This is a genomic window from Salinithrix halophila, assembly GCF_042650125.1.
In the GTDB taxonomy this organism is placed as follows: Bacteria; Bacillota; Bacilli; order Thermoactinomycetales; family DSM-45169; genus Salinithrix; species Salinithrix halophila.
Map to the genome: position 1 here is coordinate 705 of NZ_JBHSAP010000018.1, position 25,578 is coordinate 26,282.

Annotated in this window: 29 protein-coding genes and 3 pseudogenes; 15 read left to right on the forward strand and 17 right to left on the reverse strand. The window is 48.7% G+C overall.

Annotation, left to right across the window (positions count from 1 at the left end):
- The first annotated feature begins 1,045 nt into the window (after nt 1-1,045).
- The 6 genes from ACFOUO_RS13035 to ACFOUO_RS13060 all read left to right on the forward strand — a co-directional run bounded on the left by ACFOUO_RS13035 (nt 1,046) and on the right by ACFOUO_RS13060 (nt 6,407).
- The gene (locus ACFOUO_RS13035; protein ID WP_380705583.1) at nt 1,046-1,792 is read left to right on the forward strand and encodes a hypothetical protein; all 747 of its coding nucleotides are present in this window, start codon (nt 1,046-1,048) and stop codon (nt 1,790-1,792) included.
- 282 nt (nt 1,793-2,074) lie between these two features.
- Complete coding sequence (pyrF, locus tag ACFOUO_RS13040) at nt 2,075-2,977, forward strand: orotidine-5'-phosphate decarboxylase (RefSeq protein ID WP_380705584.1); 903 nt, start codon at nt 2,075-2,077, stop codon at nt 2,975-2,977.
- A gap of 131 nt (nt 2,978-3,108) precedes the next feature.
- Complete coding sequence (locus ACFOUO_RS13045; protein ID WP_380705585.1) at nt 3,109-4,644, forward strand: YifB family Mg chelatase-like AAA ATPase; 1,536 nt, start codon at nt 3,109-3,111, stop codon at nt 4,642-4,644.
- Between the two features lie 109 nt (nt 4,645-4,753).
- Nucleotides 4,754-4,963, forward strand: coding sequence for a hypothetical protein (locus ACFOUO_RS13050; RefSeq protein WP_380705586.1), 210 nt, complete (start codon nt 4,754-4,756; stop codon nt 4,961-4,963).
- Between the two features lie 260 nt (nt 4,964-5,223).
- The gene (locus ACFOUO_RS13055; protein WP_380705587.1) at nt 5,224-5,544 is read left to right on the forward strand and encodes a hypothetical protein; all 321 of its coding nucleotides are present in this window, start codon (nt 5,224-5,226) and stop codon (nt 5,542-5,544) included.
- A gap of 464 nt (nt 5,545-6,008) precedes the next feature.
- Complete coding sequence (locus ACFOUO_RS13060) at nt 6,009-6,407, forward strand: hypothetical protein (RefSeq protein WP_380705588.1); 399 nt, start codon at nt 6,009-6,011, stop codon at nt 6,405-6,407.
- Between the two features lie 114 nt (nt 6,408-6,521).
- Here the strand turns inward: ACFOUO_RS13060 and ACFOUO_RS13065 are convergent, their stop codons facing one another.
- The 4 genes from ACFOUO_RS13065 to ACFOUO_RS13080 all read right to left on the reverse strand — a co-directional run bounded on the left by ACFOUO_RS13065 (nt 6,522) and on the right by ACFOUO_RS13080 (nt 9,189).
- A complete protein-coding gene (locus ACFOUO_RS13065; RefSeq protein ID WP_380705589.1) occupies nt 6,522-7,037 on the reverse strand; it encodes an SRPBCC domain-containing protein in 516 nt (171 codons plus the stop codon).
- Between the two features lie 31 nt (nt 7,038-7,068).
- Nucleotides 7,069-7,413, reverse strand: a complete 345-nt coding sequence (locus ACFOUO_RS13070; protein WP_380705590.1) for an ArsR/SmtB family transcription factor — start codon at nt 7,411-7,413, stop codon at nt 7,069-7,071.
- Between the two features lie 345 nt (nt 7,414-7,758).
- Nucleotides 7,759-8,604 (reverse strand): alpha/beta fold hydrolase, encoded by an 846-nt coding sequence (locus tag ACFOUO_RS13075; protein ID WP_380705591.1) that lies wholly within the window; start codon nt 8,602-8,604, stop codon nt 7,759-7,761.
- An 18-nt stretch (nt 8,605-8,622) separates the two neighbouring features.
- A complete protein-coding gene (locus ACFOUO_RS13080; protein WP_380705592.1) occupies nt 8,623-9,189 on the reverse strand; it encodes a PadR family transcriptional regulator in 567 nt (188 codons plus the stop codon).
- A gap of 344 nt (nt 9,190-9,533) precedes the next feature.
- Here ACFOUO_RS13080 and ACFOUO_RS13085 point away from each other — a divergent pair, with 344 nt between their 5' ends.
- From ACFOUO_RS13085 to ACFOUO_RS13100, 4 genes are all read left to right on the forward strand, one after another.
- Nucleotides 9,534-9,773, forward strand: a complete 240-nt coding sequence (locus ACFOUO_RS13085; RefSeq protein WP_449329110.1) for a GIY-YIG nuclease family protein — start codon at nt 9,534-9,536, stop codon at nt 9,771-9,773.
- 549 nt (nt 9,774-10,322) lie between these two features.
- Complete coding sequence (locus ACFOUO_RS13090; RefSeq protein ID WP_380705593.1) at nt 10,323-11,126, forward strand: YheC/YheD family protein; 804 nt, start codon at nt 10,323-10,325, stop codon at nt 11,124-11,126.
- A gap of 345 nt (nt 11,127-11,471) precedes the next feature.
- Nucleotides 11,472-12,119, forward strand: coding sequence for a TetR/AcrR family transcriptional regulator (locus ACFOUO_RS13095; protein WP_380705594.1), 648 nt, complete (start codon nt 11,472-11,474; stop codon nt 12,117-12,119).
- A 45-nt stretch (nt 12,120-12,164) separates the two neighbouring features.
- On the forward strand, nt 12,165-13,313 hold the full coding sequence (locus ACFOUO_RS13100; protein ID WP_380706248.1) for an FAD-dependent monooxygenase: 1,149 nt from the start codon (nt 12,165-12,167) through the stop codon (nt 13,311-13,313).
- A gap of 385 nt (nt 13,314-13,698) precedes the next feature.
- Here the strand turns inward: ACFOUO_RS13100 and ACFOUO_RS13105 are convergent, their stop codons facing one another.
- From ACFOUO_RS13105 to ACFOUO_RS13115, 3 genes are all read right to left on the reverse strand, one after another.
- Nucleotides 13,699-13,908 (reverse strand): helix-turn-helix domain-containing protein, encoded by a 210-nt coding sequence (locus tag ACFOUO_RS13105; RefSeq protein ID WP_380705595.1) that lies wholly within the window; start codon nt 13,906-13,908, stop codon nt 13,699-13,701.
- A 117-nt stretch (nt 13,909-14,025) separates the two neighbouring features.
- Nucleotides 14,026-14,448 (reverse strand): VOC family protein, encoded by a 423-nt coding sequence (locus tag ACFOUO_RS13110; protein ID WP_380705596.1) that lies wholly within the window; start codon nt 14,446-14,448, stop codon nt 14,026-14,028.
- Between the two features lie 29 nt (nt 14,449-14,477).
- Nucleotides 14,478-14,933: a hypothetical protein gene (locus ACFOUO_RS13115; protein WP_380705597.1), complete on the reverse strand. Its 456-nt coding sequence runs from the start codon at nt 14,931-14,933 to the stop codon at nt 14,478-14,480.
- A 328-nt stretch (nt 14,934-15,261) separates the two neighbouring features.
- Between ACFOUO_RS13115 and ACFOUO_RS13120 the strand changes: the two genes are divergently transcribed.
- Nucleotides 15,262-15,429, forward strand: coding sequence for a hypothetical protein (locus ACFOUO_RS13120; RefSeq protein ID WP_380705598.1), 168 nt, complete (start codon nt 15,262-15,264; stop codon nt 15,427-15,429).
- Between the two features lie 42 nt (nt 15,430-15,471).
- Nucleotides 15,472-15,630, forward strand: a complete 159-nt coding sequence (locus ACFOUO_RS13125) for a hypothetical protein (RefSeq protein WP_380705599.1) — start codon at nt 15,472-15,474, stop codon at nt 15,628-15,630.
- Nucleotides 15,631-15,671: 41 nt separating this feature from the next.
- On the opposite strand, the gene ACFOUO_RS13130 is transcribed toward ACFOUO_RS13125, so the two are convergent.
- The 6 genes and pseudogenes from ACFOUO_RS13130 to ACFOUO_RS13155 form a co-directional block, all read right to left on the reverse strand.
- Nucleotides 15,672-16,493, reverse strand: a complete 822-nt coding sequence (locus ACFOUO_RS13130) for a YVTN family beta-propeller repeat-containing protein (protein WP_380706249.1) — start codon at nt 16,491-16,493, stop codon at nt 15,672-15,674.
- Nucleotides 16,494-16,700 (reverse strand): annotated as a pseudogene (locus tag ACFOUO_RS13135) (YVTN family beta-propeller repeat-containing protein); the annotation flags it as partial.
- 49 nt (nt 16,701-16,749) lie between these two features.
- Nucleotides 16,750-16,998, reverse strand: coding sequence for a hypothetical protein (locus ACFOUO_RS13140; protein WP_380705600.1), 249 nt, complete (start codon nt 16,996-16,998; stop codon nt 16,750-16,752).
- Nucleotides 16,995-18,398, reverse strand: coding sequence for an MFS transporter (locus tag ACFOUO_RS13145; protein WP_380705601.1), 1,404 nt, complete (start codon nt 18,396-18,398; stop codon nt 16,995-16,997). The genes ACFOUO_RS13140 and ACFOUO_RS13145 overlap by 4 nt, the downstream gene beginning before the upstream one ends.
- A 110-nt stretch (nt 18,399-18,508) precedes the next feature.
- Nucleotides 18,509-18,616 (reverse strand): annotated as a pseudogene (locus ACFOUO_RS13150) (AraC family transcriptional regulator); the annotation flags it as partial.
- Nucleotides 18,617-18,791: 175 nt separating this feature from the next.
- The gene (locus tag ACFOUO_RS13155) at nt 18,792-19,430 is read right to left on the reverse strand and encodes a class I SAM-dependent methyltransferase (protein WP_380705602.1); all 639 of its coding nucleotides are present in this window, start codon (nt 19,428-19,430) and stop codon (nt 18,792-18,794) included.
- 479 nt (nt 19,431-19,909) lie between these two features.
- Here ACFOUO_RS13155 and ACFOUO_RS13160 point away from each other — a divergent pair, with 479 nt between their 5' ends.
- Entirely contained in the window at nt 19,910-20,932 is a 1,023-nt protein-coding gene (locus ACFOUO_RS13160; protein ID WP_380705603.1) for a methyltransferase domain-containing protein, read from the forward strand.
- 107 nt (nt 20,933-21,039) lie between these two features.
- On the opposite strand, the gene ACFOUO_RS13165 is transcribed toward ACFOUO_RS13160, so the two are convergent.
- Together ACFOUO_RS13165 and ACFOUO_RS13170 are read right to left on the reverse strand one after the other, a co-directional pair.
- The gene (locus ACFOUO_RS13165) at nt 21,040-21,489 is read right to left on the reverse strand and encodes a carboxymuconolactone decarboxylase family protein (RefSeq protein WP_380705604.1); all 450 of its coding nucleotides are present in this window, start codon (nt 21,487-21,489) and stop codon (nt 21,040-21,042) included.
- Nucleotides 21,490-21,539: 50 nt separating this feature from the next.
- Complete coding sequence (locus ACFOUO_RS13170) at nt 21,540-22,418, reverse strand: RNA polymerase sigma-70 factor (RefSeq protein ID WP_380705605.1); 879 nt, start codon at nt 22,416-22,418, stop codon at nt 21,540-21,542.
- A gap of 334 nt (nt 22,419-22,752) precedes the next feature.
- On the opposite strand from ACFOUO_RS13170, the gene ACFOUO_RS13175 reads away from it, so the two are divergent.
- A complete protein-coding gene (locus tag ACFOUO_RS13175; RefSeq protein ID WP_380705606.1) occupies nt 22,753-23,283 on the forward strand; it encodes a DinB family protein in 531 nt (176 codons plus the stop codon).
- A gap of 3 nt (nt 23,284-23,286) precedes the next feature.
- Here the strand turns inward: ACFOUO_RS13175 and ACFOUO_RS13180 are convergent, their stop codons facing one another.
- Complete coding sequence (locus ACFOUO_RS13180) at nt 23,287-23,727, reverse strand: GNAT family N-acetyltransferase (RefSeq protein ID WP_380705607.1); 441 nt, start codon at nt 23,725-23,727, stop codon at nt 23,287-23,289.
- A 493-nt stretch (nt 23,728-24,220) separates the two neighbouring features.
- Here ACFOUO_RS13180 and ACFOUO_RS13185 point away from each other — a divergent pair.
- Nucleotides 24,221-24,988: pseudogene (locus ACFOUO_RS13185) on the forward strand (IS5 family transposase); the annotation flags it as partial.
- Nucleotides 24,989-25,104: 116 nt separating this feature from the next.
- Here the strand turns inward: ACFOUO_RS13185 and ACFOUO_RS13190 are convergent.
- Nucleotides 25,105-25,572: an SMI1/KNR4 family protein gene (locus tag ACFOUO_RS13190; protein ID WP_380705608.1), complete on the reverse strand. Its 468-nt coding sequence runs from the start codon at nt 25,570-25,572 to the stop codon at nt 25,105-25,107.
- Nucleotides 25,573-25,578 lie beyond the last annotated feature (6 nt).

Sequence of the window (25,578 nt, forward strand, 5' to 3'; positions counted from 1 at the left end):
CTTCTAGAAACTACCGCTGTTCCTGCGGCTATCACGAACATCGCGATATCCACGGAGCGAGGAATATTTTAGCCAAATCGCTTCATGGAGAGATCCAGCATCTCGATGTTTCCACGAAGCAAACGTATCTACGGATCGCCTGAGTGAGAAGTAGTAGATGGTCTGTTCCGACCCAGGTACGATTCGTGCCTGTTGCTTACTTAGGAATCCAAAAGGGCTTTCCGAGTCGGTTCGATTCGAGTATGGGAGGCAAACCCTTCGATACGTGAGAGCTTTTTGGTTCTGATGGTAAGAAACCCCCACTTCTTAGCGTTAGCGTAAGTGGGGGAGGTTCATATACGAAAAACGGTTGGGTAGCATTCCCGTCACTCCCTTGGATCAAGGCATCCAAGAAACTCTGCGTGCGAAGCAGGAGGAGGAAGGATCCCCATCGCCATAAAAAATTCCCTTGGTTGGCAGGACATCGATGAGGTCCGTAACGACAACCAGGGGGATTTTTTACGATAGGTGGTTTGTATGTTAAAAAGAAAGAAACATCATTGCCAAACATGCCAAGGTTCCAAGTCCAAAGATCCCCAAAACAATAGCCAGGGTTTTCATGCTGTTTTCCTCCTTTGCTCTCCCTATTTTCCAAAGAAGGGCTTAGGCGAATTAGTGTACTAATATAATAGTACAATACAGCCAGGGAGTCAAGGAAGGCATCGAATAAAAAAAAATTTTTACGATCAAATAACCGCACCTTTTACGGTGGGGTTATCTTCCTACGTTCACGGAATGGATAACGATAGGGTATATGGGTATATTTTCTAAATATAAAATACGTAGAATTATCAAACAGTTGAATAAACCTTGTATAAACGCAGCTTATACAAGGAATTGCATAAAAAAAGCCATTGCATTATGTACGTAGGCTCCCTATAATAACCGTAGTTAACTAGAAATCATTTACAATTAATCTCCTAAAAAATGGCATGGTAGACGCTCTGTTAGGGAATATTCTCTATGATTACCTAATAGAAACCTTGGAAATGGGAGTGAGTGAGAGATGGAAAAACTGGGTACCGTTCAAGCGTTCTCCGTCGTTACCGCTTTGGTGATGCTGGCTTTGGGGCCAGTCCAACCGGTAAAGGCTGAGGGGATGGAGGCTGAAAATAGCGAGCCTTCCATTGTCGAAATCGAGGACACGTTCAATGAAGGGGAACAGGGATGGACGGGTGCGTTTGCAGATTTTCCCCATGCAGTATCAGCCCTCGAACTTTACGACGTCCGGTTCTCTCTTGAAACCTTGCCGGAGGAAATCAACCCAACGAAACAGGCCCTCTCCTTAAATGGAATGAATCGAAGTGACGACTTGTTTATGTATGTCAAAAAGCCGGTTCAAGTGAAGCCCAACACCCAGTATAAAATCAATTTTGATTTCGATATCGCAACCAATGCTCCACCTCGTAGAATGGGGATCGGCGGGGCTCCCGGAGAAAGCGTCTTTGTCAAAGCGGGAGCAGTTCCGTATGAGCCGGAGCCGGTGGTCCGAGATGATTATTATCGGCTCAACGCGGACAAAGGAAATCAAGCCAAAGAAGGGCCCGACGCCATCAACGTAGGAAACCTGGCCAAAGTCGCCAGTAAAGACAACTCCTATCAATTGAAAAACCTCCATAATCAAAGCAAACCCTTCTACGCCCGATCCGACTCCCAAGGAAATCTCTGGCTGTTTATCGGGACAGATTCCGGCTTTGAAGGGTTGACGAAAATCTACATTTCCCGAATTCAGGCGACCTTGATCGAACAGTGAGAGAAGAGGAGCGAGATGCTTATAGTGAGACTGCTGACAACAAGTCGGCAGTCTTTTTGTACGGTTCATTGATATTCTTCATGAAGTCTTCTGAATGGTGGTGGATGGAAGAGTACGAGGTGAGTGTAGCTATAGCACTTGCTGGGTATTAAATATCGTATAATCCTCCATATGAAACGCTACCTTTCATATTTATTAGGTTTCAAAATAATGTAATTGACCGATAATAAATGGCGTGATACAGTTTAATTTAAAAAATAAGAGATGGGTGGGTGTTAAATTATGGTCGATAATTTTTCCGACCTAATTATCAAAGATATTTTAAAGAAAGAGAGTGCGCTGATCGTTGGATTGGATCCAAATCCAGCGTACTTCCCCCTTTGTTTGTTAGAAAAAGGGCAGGATAGCAAAGCAATAGCCAAAGCCATATGGGAGTTTAATCAACTGATTATCGATGTAGTCAATCCACATGTGGTGGCAGTCAAGCCACAACTTGCTTATTATGAGGTCTTTGGGAGCGACGGGATTTATGCCCTCGAGAAAACGATTAGCTATGCGAAATCAAAGGGGTTATTGGTCATTAATGATGCCAAGAGAGGAGACATTGGGCCAACTGCCACCACCTATGCGAAGGCATTCTTAGGGGATTCCCCCTTGAGTGGCCACGGCGTTACGGTGAGCCCTTACCTCGGTACGGATGGAATTCTTCCTTTTTTGAAAGAAGGAACGGATCAAAGGAAAGGGATTTTTGTTCTACTGAAAACCTCCAACCCCTCCGCATCCGAATTGCAGGATTTGCAATTGAAAACCGGAGAAAAATTATATCAACGATTAGCTGAGCTATTTGATCCGATTGCCAAAGAGACGATGGGCCATTATGGATATTCCAACCTTGGGGTTGTTGTTGGGGCAACCTACCCGCAAGATGCTTCGTATATTCGCGATTCTTTAAAACACTCGTTGTTCTTGGTACCCGGCTATGGTGCCCAAGGGGGAAAAGCGAAGGAGTTGACTGGCTATTTCGATGAAAACGGAATGGGTGCCTTGGTCTCCTCCACACGCGGGATTATTTATTCGTATATACAGAAGAATGAGGAGTGGGCCCATCTCAATAAAAAAGAAATACAGGAGAGTATAGAGGAAGCGGTATTGGATGCGAAAAGGGAAATCAATGCGGTTCGTTAGGGGTTCGAATGTTGATCGGGAAAATACCCAAACAGGAACAGGCTATTAAAAAGAGATTCCGGGCTATGGCCCGGGGTCTCTTTTTGATATAACTAGAAATGATAGCATTCTAATCCAATTCGGAGGGGCTTATGTACGCTAAACTGCATTCCAGCGCGGTGCTGGGGATCGACGGATATATCGTTGAGGTGGAAGTGGATATCAGTAACGGCTTGCCTGCTTTTGAGCTGGTGGGCCTGCCGGATACAGCGGTACGGGAATCCAAGGATCGGGTGCGGGCCGCGGTTAAGAATACGGGGTGTCAGTTTCCCTTGCAGCGCATTACCACGAATCTAGCGCCTGCCGATCTGAAAAAAGAGGGGTCCGGTTTTGATCTTGCTATCGCTGTCGGAGTCTTGGTGGCCAGCGGCCAATTACAGGCAGAAGGGTTCACAGAGAGCCTTCTCATCGGAGAGCTGGCTCTCGACGGCAGCCTGCGTCCCTTAAGCGGTGTTCTGCCCATGGTGATGGCGGGAAAAGAGGCCGGTTTCCGCCAGGTGCTCCTCCCCGCTTCGAACGCAGCGGAGGCGAGGCTGGTGGAAGGGATGGAGGTGGTTCCCCTCCGATCCTTGGAGGAGTCTGTCGAGGTGCTACGAGGAGAACGGTCGGTGGCCGTGATCGAGGAAGAAGATGCCCAAGCAGGGGAAGAGGAGGAAGCTTCCTGCGAAGATTTTGCCGATGTTCAGGGGCAGGCCCATGTGAAGCGGGCGATGGAAGTAGCCGCCGCCGGCATGCACAACCTGATTTTCATCGGTCCTCCGGGATCCGGTAAGACCATGTTGGCACGGCGGCTGCCTTCGGTTCTGCCAAACATGTCCCTGCAAGAGTCGCTGGAAGTTACCAAGGTAGCCAGCATTGCGGGGCAACTGACACGCCGGGGACGCCTGATGATCCGCCGTCCTTTTCGATCTCCTCATCACACCATTTCCCAAGCGGGCCTCATCGGCGGCGGGGGCATTCCGAAACCTGGGGAGGTGAGTCTCGCCCATCGGGGGGTACTCTTCCTCGATGAGATGCCCGAATTCTCCAAAAGCGCCCTGGAAGTGCTGCGCCAACCGCTTGAGGATCGGGAGGTTACCGTCAGCCGGGCGCGAGCAGTCCTCACCTTTCCCGCCCAATTTATGCTTGTGGGTTCGATGAATCCCTGTCCTTGCGGCTACTTCGGATACGAAGAGGATCGGGCTTGCACCTGCACACCTCACCAAGTGCAAAAATACCGCTCTAAGCTATCGGGTCCTCTCCTCGACCGTATCGATATCCATGTCGAAGTCCCTCGTGTGGACTATCGGACGCTGACCGGCGTGAAAAAAGGGGAAAGCTCCTCCGACGTCCGAGAACGCGTCCATCGGGCCCATGAGATTCAAAGGGTCCGATTTGAAGGCACCCCCATTCTCCATAATGCCGCCATGCCTTCCGCCCTCATCCGAAAACATTGCACCCTCGACGAGGAATCCCGCCGCCTTCTGCAGCAGTCCTTCGACACCCTGGGCCTCTCCGCCCGGGCTCTCGACCGCATCCTCAAACTCTCCCGCACCATCGCCGACCTGGCAGGAGAAACCAACATCGCCGCCCATCACGTAGCCGAAGCGATCCAGTACCGGACATTGGACCGGAAGTGGTGGGAGTGAGGGAAAACACTCCAGACACTCGTTTGCGAATGGAGACATGGGCATTGACTGAAGTACGACCACCCGGCTGAAACCATAAAGAGCCACAAGGTGGGGGATCCCACCCGACATGTCACGACGATCGATTATCGGGTCGGACTGTTGGAGGTCCTTTCACAAGCGGAAGCTCAAGGCGTTGATCACTATGCTGGAGGAGAGCAAAGGCTTTGATTTTGAGCAAGACATAGTCTCTCTTGTATCTAAGGAGGCCAGGGACTCCCTGGGGGATGACTGGGAGTTTTGGTTGGAGGAATACGAGAGGGAAGAGGATCACCAGTAGAGAAGCCTATGGAAATGGAAGCCAGCGGGAAATACACAGACTGGCCTTACATATATTGTGGGAGGAGCAATGGTAATACAATGGATAAGCGTAAGCGGAGAAAGTACTTGAAGAAGAACATTCATAGTGGGTCTGGGAATGCTAGGGGGACCGTTAATTACTCAAGCGTGGGAGCGACAGCAACTCCTCCTGTGAATCGGGACCAAAATCGTGATACACTTGAGGAAACAGTGATACGGCAACAGGAAATGATGATTTCAATGAGCCACCAACTCCAGGCAGCTAACGATATGATAAAAGCGATGCAGGAACAAGCCGCCTCTAAGGAGGATGACCATATGGTAGAAGAGCGTTGGGAACGGCTATGGAGCCGGTTGGATAATATACAAGTAGATGTGAGCGATATAAAGGGCGATATCAAGTCCATCAAGACGGAACAGGATAACCAAGCCAAGGATATTAAGGAAATGAAGGAGACCATGGCAACCAAGGATTATGTGGGGATGCGGGTATACGCTACGGCCTTTGTATCCATCACAGTCGTCATAGGCGCGATAACGGCGATTGTGAAGTTTTTCTGACCTGGAGAGCTGGGGGAGGCCCCCGGTTCTTTTTTTGAGCGTCCCTTTTTTTCTTGGCAGACAAGCTTTTAAATCGTTTTGATACCAGTACCCTCCATGAAAGGGGCGGTCGGAGAAACTTGCGGAGTACCGGCCAGTGATAAGCAGATGTCCCACATGTCACAAAATCCAATTCAATAGGTGAGGATTAAACCGGCGGCATAATGCATTACCATGAGATGAGTGGGAGAGATACGGATCCTTATCGTTGACGGTCCCTTTCGCTATCCCAATTCCGCCGAATCACCCATTTGCCAGCCTCTGCATGTGGTCGCACAGCTGGCCGAACATGAAAGCCTGGAGACAACTCGGCGATACATAATGCCAGGGGAACATGATCGGCGGCAGGCGGTCGAAAGCATATCGGACGAGCGGGTTTAAGGGTAAGGGATTCTGTATCAATCAGTGGAAAGCGAGGGAACATCATGGGAAAACGGCAAGATTTAAAAGCCTGGGAAGAGCAAATACGCCAAGTTGTCCGGAGTGAAAACACTCGGGTACTTGTCGCCCTTCGACGGGGGCTTCAGGTTGATAACTCCACGCCGGTACCAGCTGATCCAATGGACAACAAGGAGAAGGCTGAAGCGGAGGAGCCAACCATCATCCGAAAGAAAGGCGCTCACCGAAAGACACTTCACAAGCGCCTGCCGGTTCCGGTGCCGCTACCATGCTTGACGAGACGGCCGCCGGGCAGATGGCCTGTCTGTACTCCTGGGAACCACCCGAAGGGGTTAGGGTACCCGACCCCCGATTTCGGCGTTCTTTGCGCCGCTCAGTTCGCGGAACGGGGATCGCCGGCCGGATCGGCACCGGTGACCAGCTGACGGCGCCCGTGGTTGGGGGAGGTCCGATATTTGGCCGGATCATATCCACTAAGGCACGGGATATCAGGGAAAATCCACCGGTTATCAAAATCAGGTGGACATCCCCATATTTCCTTACTTAATCTCTTTTAGATGCTCTTCCAGACGGTCCCATGTTTCGGTGATGCCCTGCAACATACCCATATCCATGACTTTCTTAAGGGCCTCTGCGGACACATATTCAGCACGGCTGACCAGCTTAGTTTTACCGCCTAGATCGATGAATTCCATCGTGACCTCGGTCGACGGCATGGTATCGTTCGTATTGCCTTCGGCATCCGAGAAGTAATCTGTGTAGATGATCGTCTCTGGCTCGACAATTTCCTTATAAACGACTTTGCCCCAAGATTCCATACCGTAAAATTGACCTTGGTTCTGATCGACGCACTTCATGCAGAAGTGCCAAACGCCACCCGGCCGGAAATCGATGTTGCAGACCGGAAGCTCCCAGCCTCTCGGCCCCCACCAGCGCTTGAGATGCTCGGGCTCCTTAAACATCTTGAACACGAGATCGCGCAGCGCATCGAAAACGCGCTCCAGCACCAGCACCCGATCATTCTCTACTCTCGAAACCATTGCATTGTTGGACACTTGTAATTCCTCCTCATCGATTTGAATTAGCCTATGATTCTTCCTTGTTCTGCAGTTCCCGCAAGTAGTCGTCCAGATTGTCGAATCTTTCTTGCATGACGCTCCGGAAGGAGTTCAGCCAAGCATCTAGCGCTTGGAAGGGCTCGGGCCGGAGCTTGTAGATCCGGCGGTTGGCTTCGGCCTTTACTTCCAAAATCCCGTTGTCGCTAAGCACCTTCAAATGCTTCGAGGCTTGGGGTTGACGAAGCCCCAGCCGGTCGGCGATTTCCCCCACGGTCAGGGGACCGTTGCGCAAGAGTTCGATGATATCCATACGATTCGGTTCGGCTAAAGCCCTAAGCGTCGTCATGTCCATGCCCGGACTCTTTCTTGACATGTCGTTCACCTCGTTAAGTGATGGGCTCTCGGTATTATCATCTCCTTCATCACTATGGTCGTCTTCCCGTTGATTAAAATATACACAACAAGGAATATTCATGTTAAGGAATATTCAAGGAATACTGTTGCAGGTAGTGTCAACTACGCTGGTATTAGGGGTAGGCCTAACGTGAACGGCTCCGATTTGGATCCCAAGATCAAGAGCTTGAAAATAGTAGGGCCTAACCAAAAAGACGTGCCCCATTGTAAAGGCACGGTTTTTTGGTTAGGCCCTCGTGGATATCGTTTCCGCCAAGTGGAATCGCCGAGTCAAGGTGATTGATCCAGACGGTTGGGAGGGACTTTAGTTGATCAGCTTGGAAGATAGCCATGGTCGGACAACAGACAACACAGGGGTAGCCTGCATTGATTGTGTATGGTCCAGGCCGTCAAACACATGCACATCCCATCCGAATGATTCCAATTCCGTTCGCCGATTGACGAGCGGACCGGCGATGTCCACCCGGGCGTCACCCCATCGCTCACCATAGTCGATCACATCGGCAGTGCCGGCAAAACAAAGATGGGGACATGCGATCCACTCTTGGGCCGACCGGTCGTCAAAATCCTGCAAATGACTGTACAGCGTGACAAACTGCCGGGTTTGGTTTTCCGTCATGGCCACTTCAACGGATGACCAATCATATTCCTCCGATGGTTGACGGTTTTCTTTTTGGGGGGTCGAACCAGAACCTGTCATTTCGTGGGCGGCGATGGTGACGCGCAACATCTCCGCATAAGGACCGTCGATCGGAGGGTAACCGCCCATAATGAGAGCGGAAAGCCGGTCCGTCCGGATGGCCAGTTGCATTCCGGTCAGGGCGAGCCAGGAATATCCGTAGTAGGCGAATCTCTCGGCTTTTGCCGAGTCGGCGATGGCCAGCAGGTCACTGACGATATTTTCGGGCGTCAATGTATCCGGCTTGGGAACACTCAACACGTGGCCCTCGTAATCGAAGGCGACCACCCGGAACCGATCACTCAGACCCTCGATCAGATTGCGCCCGAGGGCGGGGTCCGCACCCCATTTAATCATCTCATCCGCTTGGGATCCTTCGACCGGATGGGGGTTGACCGGAAGCAAAAGGGTGGGTCCGTCGCCTTGAATTTCAACGTCAATCGCACTTCCATCATGCATGTTTGTTTTCAACGTCATCGCCTCCCGTTTTCAACGAACGTTTGACTCGTCGGAGAACTGATATTCGCCCGCTTGCAGTGACTGGATCAAATGCCGGGTTTTGATGAGGGCGAATTCGATATATCCAATCCACAAGCCTACGAGTTCAGGGTGCCTGGACGGATCGGAAGGAACCGCTTCTGTTGGCAACGTCTTCAAAAAAGTGTCGTTTTCCTCCAATCGGGTGAGCCGCTCTTCCAGCAGTATGACGACCCGATTCCGGGGCAATCTGTCCATGAAGGCGATGCCGGAGGAAAACCATTCTACATCGAAGCTGGTGAGCGCATCTTCAAGCAGGGATTCGAACTCGTCACACCCTTGCGGAGTCACCGTATACTCGGTGCGCGAGGGACCGCGCTTGATCAAATCTCCCGAATCCTCGGTTTTCAGCAGTCCCTGGGATTCCAGCTTCGTCATTGCATGATAAATGGAGCCGGGTTTGACCTTGGTCCAAGTCTCCGCCCGCCAAGCGGTGATGTCCCGATAAACTCCGTATCCATGAGAGACCCCTCGGCGAAGGATCGCTCCCAACACCAACAACCGTACTGCCGATGACATCCCATCTCCTCCTTTTTCGCCCTCGATTTATTATAAGCTCATTTCACGTCGCTAGTCAAATTTGAATAGTTGATGCCAGTGCACGCCGCTGGCGGACTGCTTCTCCCCTTTGAGAGATAGAACTACCATATCGTGGACGGTCCCTTCTCAATTTCAACCCTGCCGATCACCCATTTCCGCTCGGTGTCCCCATTCGTGGAAGCGGCATTCCCTCTCTTCACATAACGTATAAGGCTGAGTTGGAGGCGAAGATTCTCCAATTGGAGGCTCGGTTGGCTGAAGTCGAAGGACAGGAACGGGTCTTCGAAAGGGAGCAAAATACCCGAGCCGGTTAGGTCTACATCATCTCCAACATTGGCTCATTCGGGGAAAACATCTACAAAATCGGTAGGACCCGTCGACTGGAGCCAATGGATCGTGTAAAAGAGTTGGGAGATGCTTCGGTACCTTTTGTGTTCGATGTTCATCATGCGATGGTTTTCAGTGAGGATGCTCCATCTCTGGAGAGGGCTCTCCATCAGGCATTCCACATAAGCGGGTTAACCTCGTTAATGAACGGAAAGAGTTCTTCAATATTACGTTAGCGTACGTTAGCGGACATTGAGAAGGTTGTTCGAGAAAATACGATAAGGTTGTGGAGTTCACCAAGTTGACCGTAGCAGTTGAATATCGGGAGACAGTAAGCTTCGGGAAAGAGAATTGGCAGCCGTACAATAAAAGGCTGTGGAAGTAGGGGAGACCCTGCTTTTTTTGTTTTTTTGGGCCATGGTTTTACTCTTCTAGATGAATCAATGAACAGTTCACTGATAAATGCTTGGAACGTCGATCGTACCCGGATAACACAGGATTCATCCAGATCCCCATTCGCACCAAATAACTCGGAACAAGTGTCATCTTTGCTGAAGGGTATCGCTTGGGGGAATTTGAATAAATCCTTAATGGGTGTAGGGTTTTCGCTATTGCCATGCCTCCCGTTACATTGAGATCCCTTATATGTATCCTCCTTTATTCTACTTTTCTCTTTTATCTTTTCTGGATAAAGAAAGTTCATGCAAAAGGGGGGAAACGCCGACACTCCCCGCCGGACTGCCTGAATAAGATGGATGAATGATCGCAGAAAGAGGGAATGCCCTATGAATCTCGCTAACTATCCCGGGATTTCTGCAAGGCAACGATGGATTCCGGCCGTCACCAATAAACTGGGAAATGCTATGCTTTTATCCGGCCATCCGTTCACCCGGGCCCATGTCCCTCTCACACGGATGTTGAATCAACAACAGCTGGAGATTTTTCTTGCCTGTTTTCCCCTGGTTTATTTGAAGCCTCTGTTTGGCTGTAGGGGAAAAGGTATCTGGCGGATCGACCGCCTATCCGGCGGCGAATACTTGCTTAGAGCCCGCAAGCGGAAACGTACGTATCGCCCGAAAAGTCAAAGAGAGCTGTGGCGAGTCCTCCGTTCTCTTCTCGGGAAACGCACTTACGTCATTCAACAGGGGATCCGAAGTGAAACCCGGAGTGGCCGCCCCTTTGATATACGGGTGCATCTGGTCCGGATCGATGGCAAGTGGCGGGAGGCGGGCATCGTGGGAAAGGTGGCTCGTCGGAACAGCATTGTCACCAACCGGCACAGCGGAGGTATCCCAAAACCGGCGATCCATCTGTTCAGGAATGATTTGGGATACAGCCGATCACAGACCGACCAAATCCTGAAGGACCTGGAGCGAATATCCGTCCAAGCCACCCGGGTCATCAGCCGTTGCCATCCGAAATGGTGGGAATTCGGAGTGGATGCGGGCGTCGACTCCCGGGGAAAGGTCTGGATCTATGAAATCAATATCACCCCCGGAGGGATGGTCTTCAGGGACGCCGACCAGAAAGTGTTCTACCGAATGCTCCGTCTTCGCCGTATCGCGAAGAAGCAGGCGGAAAGGCGCTGAAAAAAGCACCGTTGTAAAAGGCGACAACGGTGCTTTTTTCATTTTCCCTCCCAGAGCCGTACATGTGTGGCTTTTTTGTTTAAACGATCTCCTTCACAAACAACACCTGGTCTCCACCGGGAATGGACAGGGATATCGTCGAGGAAGGCGTCACCCGATTCAAGCCTAAATCCGAGTCGTTGGTGGAAGGCGATGGAACAACGGTTGACAGGTGAGGTGACGCAAAGTACCTTCAAAATGGATGTAAGCTTCTTCCTTGCATAGCGTATGAAGTTGGCACAAAAAATCGTGACCGGGTGGTCACGATTGGTTTTGTTTGGTATAATGAGGATGGAGTTGATTGCTTTGCCTGGAAAAGCATTTTTCAAACTATCGAAAGAAAAACAGAGGGAAATTTATGAGGCCTGTCTGGACGAATTCATCGAGTACGGGTACGACTCGGCATCCACCAACCGGATTGTGAAGCGGGCCGGGACTTCAAAAGGGGTACTGTTCAAATACTTTACCAGCAAGGAAAAGTTGTTTTTGGAGTTGTGTGAACGGACGGCTGAACAGGTGTGGCGCGAACTGAAGATTGATTCGGAGAAACTGCCCGATGATTTTTTTGAGGCGCTTGGGGTCTTGGTTGCACGGGAAATCCGGTTCAGTCGTGAAAATCCCAAATCCTTTTCCCTGTTCCGCATGATACTGAAACAGCCAGAACATCCTGTCCACCAAAAAGCGATTTACCTGTTCAAAACAGCGTCCAACCTCTCCCTCGAATTGCTGGCCACCAGGTTGGCATGTCATTTTCGACCGGAGATTTCCACCGATCATGCGATTCAATTATTGATCATGATTTCCAATAAGATTACGGAACAGTTCATCGAAACCGCACGACATGTGGATTGGGATGATCCAGAGGTCCTTTACGAACAGGTTTTCAAGGAAATGGAACCCTACTTCACCATTATCAAGTATGGAATCTATCCCCGCGAACACCCGGATGAGTAATAGCCATGTTTCTGATTTCAAGGGGGGCTCCTTATCAAGGTACTGATTGTTGGCGGCGGGATTGCCGGACTCACCCTGGCCGATTGTCTGCTTCGAACGGGACATTCCGTGACTGTCGTTGAAAAGGCACCGAAACTTCGTACGGAAGGCTACATGATCGATTTTTTCGGGCCCGGGTATGAGGCAGCCGAAGAAATGGGCCTGCGGGATGAGCTGGAGAAGATTCACTACCCGATCGAATCGTTAAAGTTTCTGAACCCCCAGGGGGAGGAGAAATTTCCACTTTCTTACCGGTTTCTACGTAGTCTGCTTCAGGGCAAGCACTACAACTTCATGCGGGGAAACCTGGAACGTGTTTTATATGATCGCGTCAAAGAGCACGTCGACTTCCGCTTCGGAACCACGATTCAATCTTTCGTTCAAGATGCCGATCACGTCTACGTAACCCTCTCGGACGGTTATTCCCTCACCTGTGATCTGTTGGTGGGAGCGGATGGCATTCATTCCAAGGTGCGTTCGTTAACCTTTGGGGAAAATCCATCGCCCCTCCATTTCCTGGGTTACAACACCGCTGCATTCATTTTGGATAAGCAAGGGATGGATGCGAAATACCGTAATTCCTTCTACATGTTGACCCGTCCCAGGCGACAGGTTTCGGTCTACCCCATTGATGAGGAGAGACTGGCCACTTATTTCGTGTATCAATCACCCCGGTTGAACGAATCGATTACCAGGAAAACCATCGCCCGGGAACTGCGGTTCCATTACGGGGATCTGGGGTGGATTGTCCCCGAGCTGTTGGCCTTGGTGGAAACAGCGTCGGATCTGTACTTTGACGAGGTTTCACAGGTTCGAATACCTGAATGGACGAGGGGGCGCGTGACACTAATCGGAGATGCCTGTCAAGCGGTTTCGTTGATCGCGGGACAGGGGGCTTCCATGGCCATGGCCGGTGCATGGGTTCTCTCCCACGAGATCGAAAAAGAACCGAACCTTTCCGTTGCATTGCAAAATTACGAGCAATTGATGCGCTCCCCCATTGCCAACATCCAACAATACGCCCGAAAGTTTGCGAAATGGTTTGTACCGGAAAACCACTTGACACTTTGGATCCGAGAGTCCATCATGCGGTTGGCTGTTCATCCTCCATTCAGACGGTTTGTCAATCTGAACAGAGCAAAGCTACCCAAATGACTGCAACCTAATAGGCCGGATGCATCTTTGCTTATAGGAGGAGATCTTGATCAGGGGAAGTATGGGCCGGAACGCTTTGTGGCTTTGTTGCCCGGATCGACCCTTACGAAAAATCCATCAAGCTACAGAACGGCGGGCTCTGATATAAAAGGTTATCGTAGCCGGAAGATCCACCGATGGATGAATGAGGGAGGAACACCCTAGGAGCCGCACTTATGTGGCTTTTTTTGTTTAAACAATCTCTTTCACGAACAACATCCGATCTCCGCCTGGATAGATATCATCTAGTTTATCCATATGTCTCTGGGAGGGCTTGTTCAACCCGTCTTGCCAGAGCACTACATTTTCTCGTGGACACCCAAGAAATCGGCCATCCCTTGGTGAGTCATCCCGTGGATAGAGGCGAGCCTTGTTTAATCTGACCGAAGGAATACTCGGGAAGGGACTCGAAACAACCAAGGTAGGCAATGGAAACATTCAAAGCCTGAGACAAGAGTCGTAAGGTGCTTAGTTTCAGTTTGGTCTTACCGTATTCCAGCTTGCTTAAAGCTGTTAGACTGAGTCCAATACAATCGGATAGTTCTTGGATAAACAATCCCTTATTTTTATAATGTATGGAGCACTCTATTAGAAGGTTCCTTGAAGTAGAACGTAGACAAAAAAGCCCTTAGCAAAGGGCTTATTTCTATGGAATTAGTATAAGAGTACCTACTTATGCCTCGATATCCCACTGCGGATTCCAGACGACCTCCCACAAGTGACCATCTGGGTCTTGGAAGTGCCCAGAGTAACCACCCCAAAAGGTATCGTGAGCGGGCTCCGTAATCGTTGCACCAGCCTTATTTGCTTGTTCCATTACCGCGTCAACTTCTTCTTTACTACCTACGTTATGACCTATTGTAAACTCTGTGGGACTAGCCGGAGTTTGATGAACTTTTGCCTCATGAGCAATATCCTTGCGCTTCCATATAGCGAGCCTTAATCCTTCTTGTAAGTCGAAAAAGGCAACGGCACCATGTTCAAATTCCTCTCCAACTATACCCTCTGTTGGCAACCCCAATCCGTCGCGATAAAACTTTAATGACCTTTCCAGGTCGTCCACACCTAATGTAATGACGGTAATTCGAGGTTTCATAATGGGATCCTCCCTGTTTTTCAGGCCTTTTAACGATGACGATAGTATTGATGGACGTTCTGTTGGGACCAATCCCAAAACTTTGTACCCTGGGCAATAATGAAGCGGTTCAGCCATAATTCAAAGTTTAGCCCTAATGTTTTGACATCCTCTGTGAGGCTGGATTCCCACCACATGAGGTAATCCTGGTGGCCTTCTTTGAGCTTTTCACCATCCATCAATAAGTATCCCCCATCTTGATAGCCGATGGGGTACCAGGTTTCTGGATGCAAGCCAGGCACCTGATTCTCTAGGATATCCGATATGCGATATAACTCAAATTGCCCTCCATACCAGGGTTCAAAAAAGTCCCCACCATGGCATTGCCAGGGGAACCTTGTCTTTTCCGGATCGTAGTACCGGCAGGGATACTCAAACGCTTTTTTATTGGCCAGCAACGGACCAACAGATTCAGAGGCACTATCTTTGTCGGTCAGAAAGGTCACCGTAACGTCCGTATCCACTTGATAAAACTTGGTGTTTTTAACTTCGTTTATGCGAAACTCCCTTGAACCTTTGGAATACTCAAACCAATTCCAGTCGACCTGTATATTCGAGAAATCTTCGGAAAATGGACCTTATGACGCCTTCATTTTCAGAGAATGTCAGTGTGTTTACTACTTCCAGCGGATATATCGGACTGAGAAGCCCCTCTCTCTTTCGCGACCCCAACCCTGCCGATTACCCATTTCCGTCCGGTGTCCCCTATTCGCGGAAGCGGCATTCTCTTCCTTCACATAACGTATAGAATCATCACTGCAGGGGGGATGGAACATGACCCGGACCCGTGTGAAAACGTACCAATACCGGATCGGGAAAAACAAATATCTTGTGGTGAAAATTATGCAAACCGCTACCGGCAAAACCGTACACGGGAACGTACTGGCAAGTAACGCCCTTAACGTTCAGATCTTCAAGAAAGGGCGACGGAGACAGGGGTAACGGGCGAAGCATCCCTGATTTTAGGGGGAAAGGGGAGAAACCATGCGAAAATCCTCGATCAAACGGTTGAAAAATGGGCGAAATGTGATCGTGGCCAGGCAATCCGCTACAGCCGACAACCGACAGGGAGGAAACTCCATCGCCATCAACGCCGTCGAAATGGCCGTCATTCGAGTCAACAACCGGATTCGCAACCGGTAACCAAAACGCCCACGGCTTTCATCCCGTGGGCGTTTTGCGGGTCACGGATTAACTCCAATTCCATATGGATTGATCCCGACTGGAACGGTTGCAATCACTTGATTCGTATTTCCGCTAATTACTGATACAGTACAGTCTGAAAAGTTTGCTACATAAATTTTGTTATTGGAAGAATTTACGCCAATATCTTGTGGATTCGTTCCAACTGGAACAGTTGCAATGTTGTTATGGGTAGACCCATTTATAACTGATACAGTGTGGTTATCGGAATTGGTTACATAAATTCGATTGGTGGAAGGATTTATTCCGATTTTGGTGAAATCAGTTCCAAGGGTAACCGTTGCGATAACTGTATTCGTAGCCCCATCCATGACGGATACGGGATTGCCACCAATATGCGGTATATAAATTTTATTGGTGGAAGGATTTACTCCGACCCCGTATGGAAATGAATTTACTCCAAGCCTATATGAATTCGTCCCGATTGGAACGGTAACAATAACTGAATCTGTAGCCCCATCGATGACGGATACGGTCGTGTAATCAATACCAGGACCAGGATAATTGGCATTGACTACATAAATTTTATTGGTGGAAGAGTTCACTCCAATCGCATATGGAAAAAGGCCAACCGAAATTCTTCCCATAACTGTATCCGTAGTTCCATCCATAACCGATACGGTAGCGTCAGAAAAATTTACTATATAAATCTTATTGGTGGAAGGGTTTACTTTAATCCCATATGGACTCGTTCCAACTGGAACGGTTGCAATAACTGTATTGGTAGACCCATCGATGACGGATACCGTATTGTCACCCTGATTGGTTACATAAATTTTATTGGTGGAAGGATTTACTCCCACAAAGAATGGGCCAGCCCCAACTGGAACGGTTGCAATAACTGTATTGGTAGGCCCATCGATGACGGATACCCTATTGTCAGTAAAATGTGTTACGTAAATGAGTCCGGTCGGCCGCGCTGGTCGGGGTGGGCAGGGTGGCCAAGGGGGGCGGGTTGGCCCCGGCGATTCAGTCGGTCCTGTAGACCCGCCGATGTTTCCTTGTGACATCTACCATTTTCCCTTCTGGTCATTGACAGTTTGTGCTACATAACACATCCTATGAAAGAGTAATAGAAACGTACAGGCTTTGCGGAAAGTATTTATAAAAAACGATTGAAACCCGATCGCCTTCATATGATCGGGTTTCAATCGTTTTTTGTTCTTCTGCGGTAATCACTTTGTTTTTCAGCCACCTTGTAGGTGTGCCGGTGAAACAGTCGGAAACAGGCGGGATGTATTCATGCTTTGTTTCCATTGGTTCAAAGCCACCCGGCCCCGTACCGGGATCCGGTTGTTCCATTGTCAAGCCGGTTCTCTCGCCGGATTCGAAGCTTTTTTGCCGAAGGTGAAAAGGTACATCAACGCACCCGCCACGACAACTAAGCTGATGGTCAGGATGAGGTTGCCGAACAGATAAGCTCTGGAGTCGGTGATGAAGGGATGAAAGGGAAAAGCGAACAGCCCTTTTTCCAACACTTTGGCGACCAGTGCTGTGACAACCGCCCCGGAAAGTGTGACCGTCATGTTGAACAGCCCCATACCTACGCCGATTTGATGAGTCGGCAGGATTTGCGTCATGCTCTCGGCCAGCGCCGTCTGAACGAGGGAAAACCCGATGTACATTAAGACCAGTGCCACACTGATATACCACACCCATAATCCGATGGAGGAAGATTGAAATAGGAGGCTGAGGGCGATCAGGGTCAACCCCAGATAGACGACGAAATGGCTGCCTCGTTTGACGGTGAGATGGCCGGCCACCCTGCCGAAGATGACCGCGCTCATCGCGCCTGGGAACATCAAAAGGCCGATGGTTTTGGCATCCAGGGCGTACATGTCATGAAACATGAGCGGAAGGATGAAAACTACGGACATGATGGTTCCGAAAATCAGAAAACCGATGAGGAGCCCGACGCGGAACAAGGGATTGATGAAGAGAGAAGGATCCACAAAGGGCTCCTCCGCCCGCCGGATCCGGAAGATAAACAGGACCAGAGCGATCGAAGCAGCGAGCAAATAGACCCATTTCGCTTCCGTCGTAAACAGAATCACCGAAGCCACCACGCTTCCCAACAGCACCGCCCCGACGATATCCAAGGAACCCGCCTTCCGTTGTTCCGTGGGCAAATACCTCTGGAAGAAAGGGACGGCGAGAAGAACGGGGAGCGAGACGAGAAACAGATAGGACCAGTGGAAGGAGCCGGCGATGAACCCGCCGAACAGGGGACCGACCCCGATGGCGAAGGAGACTGTAGACGTGATGATGCCAAACATCTTTCCCCGTTCTTCCTGTGTGAAAAAACGGGCAACCATCACAAAGACCAACGCCGGGATGGCGGACCCACCGATGCCTTGGATCGCCCTGGATAAGATAACGCCCGGATACCACGCTTGCAGAAGGAAGCCCAGCACCGACCCCAAGCTGTAGAGGACGATTCCAAAGATGATCAGCTTTTTTACGCTATAGATATCGGAGAGCTTTCCGAAGATGACCATACCCAAGCCGAAGACGATAAAAAAGATGGTAACCACCCAGCTGACCCCGGAAGCATCCAGATGGAACTCCCGGGCGATATCCGGGGTGGATACGTTGAAGACCGATTCGTTCAGCACGGCGAAAAAGATGACGTAATAGATCCATGGCACACTTCTCTTTATTTCGGCAGCGTTCGCTGGATGTTCGGCGTTTTTCTCTCCGGTTGTCATGGAAGTGTCTTCCTCCTTTTGCTCTGTATATCTTCATATTAACCTGCCCCATCGTCAGAATTTCTGTTGGTGAGGTGATTTGGGGAAACGGCTCATCAACAGAACGCCGGTGAAAGAAGGGTTCCGTGCAGAGGAAGGCCTCCCAGGATCGGTGTGCTAAACGGCCCAATCAAAATGACACCTTCAAAAGGAACCGTCGCCTGGACGGTTCCTTCAATAGGCTGGCCTGACGGGAAGGGAAGCGGTTTATCGAGGTGCCGGTGAATATATCCCTCCCAGGAGGAACAGACGTTTGTATTCATTTTATCACAAAATATATGGAGATAGATGATCATTTTTACCAATAGATGACCGAGTTTCAACCGTTTCTAATTCTTATGCGGGTATCCCCGGTTATTGCTTACGAATTAACACCATGTTTGCTTGAATGAATAGATCTTTACCACCCATTTTAAACGGGAATATCCGGCTGAGGGTAAAACGAGGTCCTCTAAATAACCGCTCGATTTTTTCTTTGCTTAAGGGTTCATCAGGAAGGTCGCCGGCTAGGTCTTCTATTTCCGGCATCTCTTCCTTCATCCGTGCTAACATCGTTTCATCCAACTGGCTAATTCCTCGAAGCAAAAATACCCCACCCGGTTTTAATACCCGTGTCACTTCATTAACGTAAGTCGGCTGATCTTTTTCTGGAATAATATGAAGACAGCCACGATCCGTTATAAAATCGATCGTTTCATCCTCGACGGGTAACTGCAAAGCATTCCCTTGACGAAAATCCACTTGAACACCCGCCTCTTTGGCTCGTTGCTTCGCCAATTTAATGGCCTCTGGAGCTAAGTCAATCCCCAAAACTTGATAACCACACTCCGCCAAGAAAATCGATTCCCATCCTCCTCCGCAGCCGATGTCCAAGGCTGTATCTCCTGGTTGAGGAAGCCCTTGGTTCATCATGGTGGCAACAAGCTCGGGAGATGGGGATCCAGTATCCCAAAGCATATTTCCCTGTTGATAAACTTCATTCCAGTTAAGCATGTTCATCACCTCGTATATAGACTTTTAACCCTAGCTTCTGTCTTAAGTATGGCAGGGACCTTCACGTCCAGGCTCTCGATTGTATTTTTCAATAACAATATACTCGATCCCTCTTCGCTTCCATTATAATACCATGGGCCAAACAAGGGAGAGGAAACACTTGAAAATAGAGAAAAGGATATAATAAGCTATAGACAAATAAAATGAATGGAGGCAACCGATCTAGATGAAGATGGCCGTATTTCTTGACAGAGGGTTCCGTGTCATTTAACTGAATCCATCCACAAAATGGAGGTTTTTCTATGGGAAAGTCGGCTTCCAGTCCGATTGTTTTCCTGTGCCTTCTTTTGTGGTTCCATCTGTCATGAACAATCACGGTCAATCGGTTGCTTTTTAAAAACCGTGAATGGGTTTTGTTCATTTGCGGTTTTTTTGTGGTTTTCAACCGGTTTTCCGATTGAATGAATCGGAGGAAACCCATGATGAATTACAAATATATGGCTACTGTTCTCCCTGGATTGGAAGCGATTTTAATAGATGAAATGAATACCAAATTTCCCGAAGCGCTATTGAAGTCAACAGCACGGGGGAAAGTCTTTTTCCAGTCTGGACTGCCTTGGGAGTCTCATTTGAACTTAAGGACCGCTGATAATCTTTACCGACTGATCGGCAGGTTTTCCGTTGGCCCACAAAAATGTCATCTACAGCGATTGGAAAAACAAATCTCAGCATTCGATCTATCATTCGCAGAATCGATGGGCTGCTTGGAAGGAGGGTATGTTGTAAATGCCAGCCGGACAGGAAAGCAGACGTACAGTCGATTCGAAGCTGCGGAAGCTGCCATGAGAGGGATTGCGAGACGATATCCCAGATGGACCCGAGGAACCGCACCACACCATACGATGGAATTTCGGCTGGACATTCATGGGGAAGAAGCGATATTTTCTCTGCGATTAACCGATTCAACTTTTCGATATCGCGGAAAAAATCGTGTCTTTACAAGTGCCGCTCTTCGGCCCACGATTGCTCATGCTCTGGTTTGGTGTTCGTCACCAGAGGTTACGGACATTTTTATTGATCCCTGTTGCGGATCGGGTACGATCCTCAACGAACGGTTTGCTTACCCGTACACGGAAATCAGGGGAGGAGACCATTCATCTGAAGCAGTCCAATACGCCAGAATCAATCTGAAGGAAACCCATCAGGTTGTTCAGAGGTGGGATGCCAGGCATTTGCCATTGGAAAGCGGTTATGCCGACAAATTTGTATGCAATTTGCCGTTTGGTCGTCAAATCGGGGCCCGAGTCGAATTGGGAGCTCTGTATAGTGAATTGGTTCAAGAAATGACCAGAGTGCTTAAACCGGGCGGAATAGCTATTCTCCTGACGGAAGACGGATCATTGCTTTTCCGTGCAGCGGATCAATGTTCCATCCATTGTCGTGAGTTGATGAGACTAAGTTTGAAAGGTCTCCAACCAGCGATCTATCAATTACAGAAATAGCTTCCCGGGAAAACACCTCGAATGATGAAAAAGGCGATAGGTTTTAACTCCCCTTAATGAAGAAAATGAAACGCCTCCATGTTGGAGGCGTTTTATCAAAATGACGGTTACTCATCAAAACATCCAGGAAACATGCCAGTCGCAATCGCAAGTCGGTTCCATCCATTGATGGTGTTGATGGCCATGATTAAATGGATATACTCTTGTTCGTCAAAGGAGGATCGGACATGTTGGTATACATCGTCAGATACGCCGCTTTCCGATACGAGAGTGAGGGCTTCAGCCAATTCCAGGGCCGCTCTCTCTCGTTCGGTAAAGCACGGAGCTTCCCGCCAGGCTGTCAGGAGATAGATCCGCTGTTTGGATTCCCCCTTTTTTAGTAAATCCTGAACATGCATATCGATGCAAAACGAACAGCCATTGATTTGCGATACGCGGATTTTAACCAGCTCATAAAGGTTGGGGTCAAGTCCGCTCTCTTTCACAAACCTTTCCATTTGCATCATGGTGTTGAGTGCTTGGGGGTTGGCTTTCCGATGATCCATACGAAGGTGCATCACATATACCCTCCTGTGTTGAAGAATGCCTTACACCAATCAAGACAATCTTACGGACGGTTTTGTGACACCCCTTGCAATTTTTTCAGCTTATCAGGGTTCATCACCACATAAATGTGGGCCACCTTTGATGCCCCCGGTTCCCTAGCAAAACAAAAAGCGACCGTGGTTTGTCCCTCTTTGATGAACAGTAAACTTGGTTCTCCATTCAAAGAAATCGGCAAAAAGTTTCCTTGAAACGCCCCTTTTTGCGAAACTCCTTCCAAAAAACGGAGAATACGCAGCCGACCCAATATAGGTTTGAGTGCGGCACGGACTTTGCCACCGCCATCGGAAATAAGGGAAGCATCCTCTACTAACATGCGGATAAACGATTGGAAATTCCCCGTGTTGGCGGCGTCGATAAAAGCCTCAATCAATGGTGTAGTTTTTTGCTGCGGTGAAATGACGGGGCTCTCCTCGGGAAGCTTTTGCTTGGCACGGCTCATGATTTTTCTGCAATTCGGTGCCGTTTTATCCAGCATTTCCGCGATGGTCTCATACTCAAATCGAAGCCCTTCTCGTAAGATAAACACGGCTCGTTCCATCGGGGATAACTTCTCCATTAATACGAGGAATGCGTAAGAGATCGACTCGTTCTGCTCGGTGATGGCGGCGGGCTCTTGTGGGTCTATAAGCGGTTCCGGAAGCCAGGGCCCTATATACTCCTCCCGCTTTCGGCGTGCCGAACCTAATACATTTAAACAACGGTTTGTGGTCGTTTTAATCAGATACGCTTTTACATGATGGATCTTATGGACGTCCTGTTGATGGAGAGTGAGGAAGACGTCCTGGACGATGTCTTCCGCATCCGAAACAGAGCCCAACATGCGATAAGCCAAATGAAACAGGAGTGACTGATAATCTTCGTACAATTGTTCCAGATGCATGAGATCCCCCTCGATCATGATAACCGGTGAAAATCAGTATGGTAGAATAGGCCATGATGAAGCCAAGGGCGGACGGACCATCCCCGATAGCTTCTTAGCTAAATCGTAAGGCTATGGCGGTTAGGCATTAAAAAAAGTAACCCGCCCCAAGTGGTTAAAGGTGCATGGGTTACTTCTCGTCCACTGTGGCCGCTCGTCAACGGCTGCTCGGCGGTAGGGGCGCTACCCTGCCGCCGTTGCTATTTTAGAATACCATGGATTTGCTTATGTCATCTCTCACTTCAAGACAGAACGATGAAAGCCCCCTGTAAATCATGACAAAAGGAGCCGGGCTATGAATTTTATAATGAGCGAAGCCATTGAAGTTCTGGAGCGTACACCCCAAACATTGGAGCTTTTTTTATCGGGTTTATCGGATGGTTGGTTACAATGCAGGGAAGAGGAAGGAACCTGGAATGTTTCTGAAGTGATCGAGCACCTCATTGAGGGAGAGAAAAATAATTGGATGCCTAGGCTGGAACTTATTCTTAAGGAAGGTGAAAGCCAACCATTTCCTCCATTTGATCGATATTCTCACTTGAGGGGAAAATCGGAGAGGTCAGTGGAGGAAAAGTTACGTGAGTTCAAAATGATTCGAAAGCTCAATATATCTAAGCTTCAATCCCTTATTAACGATAAACAGAATCTAGAAAAGACAGGTTCTCACCCTGCGTTTGGGGTCGTGAAGGCCAGAGAGCTGATTTCTACCTGGGTTGTTCATGATTTAACCCACATGGCGCAAATCGTACGGGTCATGGCCGACAGATACAGGGATGACGTTGGGCCTTGGAAAGAGTACTTAGGGATCTTGAAAAAAGAAAGATGACATCTACCTTGGCGGATAGGCGACCATCTGATATTTAATCCCCTTTTCTCCTGTGATATAGAAGCCCAACTGTTGATAAAAGTGGCGAGCGGGGCTGTGTTTGAGGACGGTCAGATAAACAGGGAGATTCTCTTCCCCGGCTGTTTGCAACAAATCCCGGATTAGCGCAGAACCGATCCCAGTCCCTTGGCAATGAGGGAGCAGTTCGATGTGGCGAAGATAATAACCGGATTCCTCTTTATCGACTGCGAAAATACCGATGGGTTCTCCCTCGGCCAAGATGATACAGTCTTGTCCTGGACGGAATTTTCGCTTCATGTCAGTCCACTCGTCCTCATCGTTCCAGCCGCGTATCTCTTCCACATAGGGGCGCATATTCATTTTGTTCAACTCGAAGACAAACGGAAAATCCCCAGCCACGGCCTGGCGCAGAGTAATCGTCATCGATTCACCTCCTGGTAGTGTTGGTTAAGTGTCGGAGACAATGCTCCATGGTCGTTGTATCCTATTATACATAATTACGGGAATATTCCATCATGCAGGTCCTCATCCGGCAATCTTGTAATAGCTTTGTTCTGAGAAATTTCTCTCCCTCGGAATATCATCTTTGTACCAAATCAACATCTCTCAGTAGTTTTTCCTCCTCCTGACATATATAAGCCGATTATTATAAGGAAGCTATCTCCTTTTTATCAATTTGGTTAAGTGAGAAGCCCCTACAGAGATGAATATTACATTTATTATCAAACCTATTAGGTATTCTGTAAACGGGACCAAACTGAGGTTGCTATCTATGTGTTTTATTTTTTGGTAAGAAAATAATGGCTCTAAACCTATATATACTAGTTTATTAAGATGTAGTAGACCTATTTCAAAATAATTGGATAGTTGTTAGACTGGGTGTATGAGTACACGACATGATTTAACACCCGAACAAGTGGGATCGGATCAAACCGCTTCTGCCGCCGCGCAAACAAGGTCGGGGACGACCCCGGGCAGATGACAGAAAGACGATTAACGGGATCTTGTACGTGCTAAAAACGGGCTGCACGTGGTCGGATATGCCTTCATGCTACAGCTCCCCCGTGACCTGTTGGCGTCGCTTAAACCAGTGGTCGGAAGATGGAACCTGGGAGCAGATTTGGCAAGCACTCCTGCAACAAATGGAGGAACAGCAGAAACTGGATTGGACCCAAGCCTTTTTAGACGGAAGCTTTGTGCCCGCGAAAAAAGGGGAGAGAAAATAGGAAAAACCAAGGCGGGGAAGGGATCCAAGGTGATGCTGGTATCGGATGGAAACGGTTTGCCGATAGGCATCCATGTCACCAGCGCAAAACCCCATGAAATCACTCTGGCAAGACAAATCTTGGAACGGGTTCGGGTTCCACAGGAACGAGGCCGACCACGTAATCGTCCCATGGAGTTGGTGGCAGATAAAGCTTATGACAGCAGGAACTTCCGCCAGTATTTACGAAAACGGGGAATCAAGCCAACGATCCCGCAAAGAAAACGGCAAAAACCCAAACGAGGTCGACCCATCCAAGGGGGATCGGCTTATCGCGAGCGCTGGAAAGTCGAGCGCTGTTTCGCATGGATGGATAACTGCCGCCGTTTGGTCGTTCGTTATGACTTATATGTCCATATGTACAAGGCTTTCTGCTTTGTGGCTCTCATCCTTTGGTCTCTCAAACGTTTTTTGAAATAGGTTCTAGTAAACATTTTGACTTGAAGAACAAAAAATGGGTTGATCCTTTCGAGGGTTAAAGTGCTAGATGAACACAAAGAAGAACCCGCCACTAATTAGGCGGGTTCTTCTTTAATTTAAAATGTCCTCGTGTATAACATCTCTAGGAGATCCGAAAAAGAGTCGCAAACATATGTGATTGATTTGCTTGGTTCATCTTCATAGGATACTTCCCAATTGATCAAGACAACAGAGGGTTTAGTGGGTTGGTTACGGTAATCAAAGCAGTACCATTTATTTGACCCATCAAAACCAAAGGGAACAAGACCTTGAGGCAACTCTAGTTCATCTTCTTCATACATGGTTTCATAAACCTCTAGCACATGATCGAGTGATTCTTCCTCCGTACTAGGATTGGATATGATACAAAGACGATCAAAAGTAAAGAGTTCATTATTAACGTCTAGGTAGGCACTCGGGTTACTGCCTTGGTATTTTTTTACCCACTCAACAAAGTCATCAGGGAATTTATACCCAACTTTATGTTCAATTGCTTGTATTTCTTCATCTGTAGCGGGTCTTTTTGCTGGATTCCATTTGACCATGAAAAT

Excerpts from the sequence above, each read along its gene's own strand:
- ACFOUO_RS13160 (WP_380705603.1), top strand. The coding sequence starts at position 19,910 with ATGATGAATTACAAATATATGGCTACTGTTCTCCCTGGATTGGAAGCG.
- ACFOUO_RS13110 (WP_380705596.1), bottom strand. The coding sequence starts at position 14,448 with ATGAAACCTCGAATTACCGTCATTACATTAGGTGTGGACGACCTGGAA.
- ACFOUO_RS13045 (WP_380705585.1), top strand. The coding sequence starts at position 3,109 with ATGTACGCTAAACTGCATTCCAGCGCGGTGCTGGGGATCGACGGATAT.
- ACFOUO_RS13050 (WP_380705586.1), top strand. The coding sequence starts at position 4,754 with ATGTCACGACGATCGATTATCGGGTCGGACTGTTGGAGGTCCTTTCAC.
- ACFOUO_RS13180 (WP_380705607.1), bottom strand. The coding sequence starts at position 23,727 with ATGACGATTACTCTGCGCCAGGCCGTGGCTGGGGATTTTCCGTTTGTC.
- ACFOUO_RS13070 (WP_380705590.1), bottom strand. The coding sequence starts at position 7,413 with ATGTCAAGAAAGAGTCCGGGCATGGACATGACGACGCTTAGGGCTTTA.
- ACFOUO_RS13145 (WP_380705601.1), bottom strand. The coding sequence starts at position 18,398 with ATGACAACCGGAGAGAAAAACGCCGAACATCCAGCGAACGCTGCCGAA.
- ACFOUO_RS13165 (WP_380705604.1), bottom strand. The coding sequence starts at position 21,489 with ATGCACCTTCGTATGGATCATCGGAAAGCCAACCCCCAAGCACTCAAC.
- pyrF (WP_380705584.1), top strand. The coding sequence starts at position 2,075 with ATGGTCGATAATTTTTCCGACCTAATTATCAAAGATATTTTAAAGAAA.
- ACFOUO_RS13155 (WP_380705602.1), bottom strand. The coding sequence starts at position 19,430 with ATGCTTAACTGGAATGAAGTTTATCAACAGGGAAATATGCTTTGGGAT.
- ACFOUO_RS13120 (WP_380705598.1), top strand. The coding sequence starts at position 15,262 with ATGACCCGGACCCGTGTGAAAACGTACCAATACCGGATCGGGAAAAAC.
- ACFOUO_RS13125 (WP_380705599.1), top strand. The coding sequence starts at position 15,472 with ATGCGAAAATCCTCGATCAAACGGTTGAAAAATGGGCGAAATGTGATC.
- ACFOUO_RS13035 (WP_380705583.1), top strand. The coding sequence starts at position 1,046 with ATGGAAAAACTGGGTACCGTTCAAGCGTTCTCCGTCGTTACCGCTTTG.
- ACFOUO_RS13090 (WP_380705593.1), top strand. The coding sequence starts at position 10,323 with ATGAATCTCGCTAACTATCCCGGGATTTCTGCAAGGCAACGATGGATT.
- ACFOUO_RS13175 (WP_380705606.1), top strand. The coding sequence starts at position 22,753 with ATGAATTTTATAATGAGCGAAGCCATTGAAGTTCTGGAGCGTACACCC.
- ACFOUO_RS13060 (WP_380705588.1), top strand. The coding sequence starts at position 6,009 with ATGGGAAAACGGCAAGATTTAAAAGCCTGGGAAGAGCAAATACGCCAA.
- ACFOUO_RS13080 (WP_380705592.1), bottom strand. The coding sequence starts at position 9,189 with ATGTCATCGGCAGTACGGTTGTTGGTGTTGGGAGCGATCCTTCGCCGA.
- ACFOUO_RS13170 (WP_380705605.1), bottom strand. The coding sequence starts at position 22,418 with ATGCATCTGGAACAATTGTACGAAGATTATCAGTCACTCCTGTTTCAT.
- ACFOUO_RS13055 (WP_380705587.1), top strand. The coding sequence starts at position 5,224 with ATGAGCCACCAACTCCAGGCAGCTAACGATATGATAAAAGCGATGCAG.
- ACFOUO_RS13190 (WP_380705608.1), bottom strand. The coding sequence starts at position 25,572 with ATGGTCAAATGGAATCCAGCAAAAAGACCCGCTACAGATGAAGAAATA.